The sequence below is a fragment of the Blautia sp. An81 genome, from assembly GCF_002161285.1.
Taxonomy (GTDB): Bacteria; Bacillota; Clostridia; order Lachnospirales; family Lachnospiraceae; genus Blautia; species Blautia ornithocaccae.
Map to the genome: position 1 here is coordinate 1 of NZ_NFHH01000058.1, position 4,384 is coordinate 4,384.

A 4,384-nucleotide genomic window follows, 5' to 3' on the forward strand; every position below is an offset into this window, starting at 1 on the left:
TGGTCTTTTGCTACTGCCATAAATAAACTCCTTTTCGATAAGAATTGTCATATCTGTAATTCTTACCAAAAAGGAGCCATTTTTTACCAAAGCCACAAAGTTTTTTACACTACCTTTTACTATTGGACTGGCCCATCAGATAGGGCTTCTTGTTTTCTTATATAGAAAGGTAAAAAGCTCATTTTTAAGCCTTTTACCCAATCTTATCATAGAAGAATCTTATTTACAGACTTTTCTTCATAGTCTCGAAAGGAATTATTCCATCTCATCGATTAACTGCTGTATCCTTTCCGGAGTCTCCTCTAAAGCTTCAGCAATCTGTTCCACAGCCTGCCCTTTCTGGAGCTTCTTTTGAATCTGATTTTGAAGATGAAGTTTTCACCTTCCTCCAGTCCCTTCTCTCTTTCTAAAGCCAGTTCTTCCCAAGCCTGCATAAACCGAACCCCCACTTTTTCATTTTTTACAATTATATTTACATTGTTTTGCAGTTCTCTGACCTGCTGCTGTAGAGAACAGAGGCTTCTTGATTGAGGTGCTCCATATAGTGGAAAAGTTCCACTAGTTCAGGATTTACCTCTTCCGGATTAAGCCATCTCATCGATTAACTGTTGTATCCTTTCCGGAGTTTCCTCTAAAGCGTCCGCAATCTGTTCCACAGTCTGCCCTTTCTGGAGTTTTTTCCGAATTAGATTTTGAAGCTGAAGTTTTTCACCTTCTTTTAGTCCTTTTTCTAAACCTTTCGCTAATCCTTCCTCCAGTCCCTTCTCTCTTTCTAAAGCCAGTTCTTCCCAAGCCTGCATAAACCGAACCCCCACTTCTTCATTTTCTACAATTGTGTTCACACTATTTTGCAGTTCTCTGACCCGGCTGCTGCTGTAAGGAACGGAAATATTCTGATTCGTGTGTTCCATATAGTCCAGAAGTTCCACCAGTTCAGGGTTTACCTCTTCCGGATTTTCACCGTGGGTATTCAGGAAAATCCGGATGGCTCCGTCTTCCATAGCCAGTTCCGGAACTTCCCGGCAGCGCATTTCAAAGGTATACTGATATTTCCTGTAACCGAAGAGATCAAAGGGAGCGATGATTATTACATAGACATCTTTGAGCTGATTGAAGTTTCGCTCCCCTGGCTTCAGAAGCTTGCTGTCAATAATACTTTGGTAGAAACGGCTGCGGTGAGGAAGATTTTTGGTATTCTCCTTTTGCACTTCTACATCATAGACCGTGTTATAAATATCCTCCGACCATACATCCACCCGGATATGACGGTAGAGAGGAGATTTTTTCTGCTCTTTCTCCGGCTGGGGAAGATATTTCAGGATAATATCCCTGCCCAGAATGATTTCCAAAATGATCTGTAGATTCTTTGGGTCCTCAATAGTCTCTGAGAAGAGAAAACGATCTAAGAGAGTCAGGTCTTTCAACTGCAATTGCTGCTTCACGTTTTGATCCATGTGCAATTCTCCTTTCATTATAGAACGCCCCGGACTCTGCTGTAAAGAAAAAAGTATTAGGAAGTCCTGGAACCTATGTTAAAGATACATTGTAAAAAGTGGAATTTGCAGCAGAAGCGCTGCGATGATTTCTGAGATATTCAGAATTTAAATAAAGATTTACTTAAGATCATGATAGCACAGTGCTTTAGAGGAAACAAGATAATTCAGTTGGAAAAAGAAATTTACCTGGTATTCCCAGACGGCGACGATTGGAGAAGCAAAAGTCGTTGCCAAAATGTAAAAATCGGAGAAAAAGTGACTGCCCTTTTGTAGAATACAGATAGCATGAAAATATAAAGGAGGAATCATTACATGCAGAAAAATTTTATAAACATCCAGGAAAAAGACATAAGGGAGTTCAAACAATATTTGTACGAAAGGGAGAATGCACCGTCCACAATTAAAAAGTATATGACGGATATCCGGACCTTTTTTGGATACTTGGGAACGGACAGGAATGTAGATAAGTCAAGATTGCTTCTATATAAAGAGTGGCTCCTGGAACATTATGCAGTAAGCAGCGCTAATTCCATGCTGGCGGCGCTGAATCAGTTCCTGAAATTTATGGGCTGCGAGTCCCTCAGAGTAAAAAGGATCAAAGTTCAGAGGAGTCTTTTCCTGCAGGAAGAAAAAGAGCTGACAAATGGAGAGTTCCGGCAGCTGGTAGAGACAGCCAGAAGCCAGGGGAAAGAACAACTGGCTTTGTGCATGGAAACCATTGCTGTCACTGGTATCCGGATCAGTGAACTTCAGTATTTTACTGTAGAAAGAGTAAAAAAGGGCAGAATCGAAATTTTTAATAAGGGAAAATACAGGAGAATCTTTCTGTCGGAAGCTATAAGAAAAAAACTCCTGGCTTACTGCAGGCAGCAGGGAATCCGGGAGGGATGTATTTTTATTACGAGAAATGGAAAGCCAAAAGACCGAAGCAATATCTGGAGCGAAATGAAAGCCTTACAGGAAAAGACAGGGATTAAAGGAAGCAAGATTTTTCCACACAATTTCCGGCACCTGTTTGCAAGAGCCTACTATAACAGTACAAAAGATCTGGTAGGGCTGGCGGATCTGCTGGGACACAGCAGCCTGAACGTTACAAGAGTCTACACGTCCACCAGCGGAGAGATGTATCAGAAACAGCTAAACCGTATGAAAGAACTGCAAATATAAAAAACCACATAATATGAATTATGTGGTAGTACAAACGTGAATATTTCTGAAATATAGATATTCTTTCTAAAATTTATATAAATCTTATCATCAAAAATGGGCCTCGTCAACAAGGGGAAGCCCATTTTCGGGTGGTTTCACAATCAAAAATGGTGCTTTTGCATTACACAAAAAAGATTTTATTGAAATACACAAAAAATATGTAATGACTGACAAAGTCTGCCTTTTTTTACTACCACATAATTCATATTATGTAGTAAATCTCGTCAGAAGAAAAGCAGGCAGACCCCCGATAAATAATAAAAGTATGTAATATGATCAATAGTAAAGAATACTATACAGAAGAGGTAATGTTAAAGGAGCCTGCGGGGAGAGGAGGCAAGAACTAGTTGGCTGGAAAGAAAGAGGAGACCTTTGTAATTCGCATACATGACTGCCAGAATTCTACCTGGCAGGGAAGCATTCTCTGGGCAGAAAAACAGGAAAGGAAATGCTTCCGAAGTACATTGGAAATGATCAGTCTTATTGAAGAGGCAGTGCAGTTAGATAGAGAAAATAAAGCATTAGAAGGAGGATACCATGAAAAGTAAAAAGAAACAAAGATTACTGGCCCTGATACTTTCCATGGTTCTGATGCTGAGTGCCAGCATCTCCGCCATGGCCGAAGGAGAAGTGCAGACAGAAGCATCCGGAACTGAGACCACGGAGACCCAGGCAGCAGCACAGAGTCTGGAAGAAGAGACAGTACCGGAGACAGAGGTGCAGACAGAGGAAGCAGGAATTGACACTCAATCGGTAGAAATTTCAGAAGAACCTGTACAGGAAACCGAAGAACAGGAAACTACAGAGGTTTCTGGAGAGACTACAGAGTCGGTTCAGGAAGCAGCAGGTGAGACCGCAGAGACTGAAGTGCCAACTACAGAGGAGACTACAGGGGAAGAGACTCAGAATGCAGAGGAACAACCTACAGAAACAACAACTGCAGAAGAACAGCCTGAACCGGAAGAAATTGAGTGGTCCCAACAAGTGGGAGATAGCCTTGTAAAAGTGATAGCCTCTAAAGGCGTTTTACCAGAAGAGGCAGTTCTTTCTGTTAATGAAATTACTGCACAAGATGCTATGGATGAGATTGAAAATGCAGTTGAGAAGAAGGCTATAGAAGAGAAATTCGCTATTGAAAATATTTTTGCATATGATATCAAATTTATGGTGGGAGACATAGAAGTGCAGCCGGAATCCACAGTGCAGGTTATTGTGGACACACCAGAAATTACAAATGGACAAGAGGCATCTGTGCTGCATGTTCAGGATAGTAACACTATTGAAGATATGAATGGGACGGTCGATGAGGCAGGACAGGTAGTATTTGATACATCTCATTTTTCTACATATGTTATCATCCAGGAAGGTGATAAGGAAGTTAATGTTACCATTCAGCATATTAATAAAGAAACAAATGGAAAAATATACTCAGATGACGAGGTGCTCCTTCCCGTAGGAGGAAAGATAGATGGGTATGCAAAGGCAACTAATTGGAATGTTGACAGCGTAAAAGTAAACGATAGATTATATGAATCTGAAAATGAATTTAGTGAAATTAAAGTGTTATCCGGCGCTTTCTACCAACCTTTTTTATCCCAAATCCAGCAAAATAAACGAACCCCCAGGGTAAAAGATTCTGACGGATTTTCCCGCACTTTCTTTTATCCTGGGGGGTTTTA

The 4,384-nt window shown here is 40.8% G+C and carries 4 protein-coding genes; 3 read left to right on the top strand and 1 reads right to left on the bottom strand.

Annotated features, from left to right (window positions below; translation table 11 throughout):
• Window positions 1-584 precede the first annotated feature (584 nt).
• Complete coding sequence (locus tag B5G33_RS20725; protein ID WP_087418964.1) at window positions 585-1,454, bottom strand: Rpn family recombination-promoting nuclease/putative transposase; 870 nt, start codon at window positions 1,452-1,454, stop codon at window positions 585-587.
• Window positions 1,455-1,808: 354 nt separating this feature from the next.
• Between B5G33_RS20725 and B5G33_RS20730 the strand changes: the two genes are divergently transcribed.
• The 3 genes from B5G33_RS20730 to B5G33_RS20740 all read left to right on the top strand — a co-directional run.
• Complete coding sequence (locus B5G33_RS20730) at window positions 1,809-2,663, top strand: tyrosine-type recombinase/integrase (protein WP_087418965.1); 855 nt, start codon at window positions 1,809-1,811, stop codon at window positions 2,661-2,663.
• Between the two features lie 389 nt (window positions 2,664-3,052).
• Window positions 3,053-3,253 carry a hypothetical protein gene (locus tag B5G33_RS20735; protein WP_087418966.1) on the top strand — a complete coding sequence of 67 codons (201 nt, stop codon included), beginning with the start codon at window positions 3,053-3,055 and terminating at the stop codon, window positions 3,251-3,253.
• On the top strand, window positions 3,243-4,384 hold a 1,142-nt coding region (locus B5G33_RS20740; RefSeq protein ID WP_204247448.1), incomplete at its 3' end, for a hypothetical protein. The genes B5G33_RS20735 and B5G33_RS20740, both read left to right, overlap by 11 nt.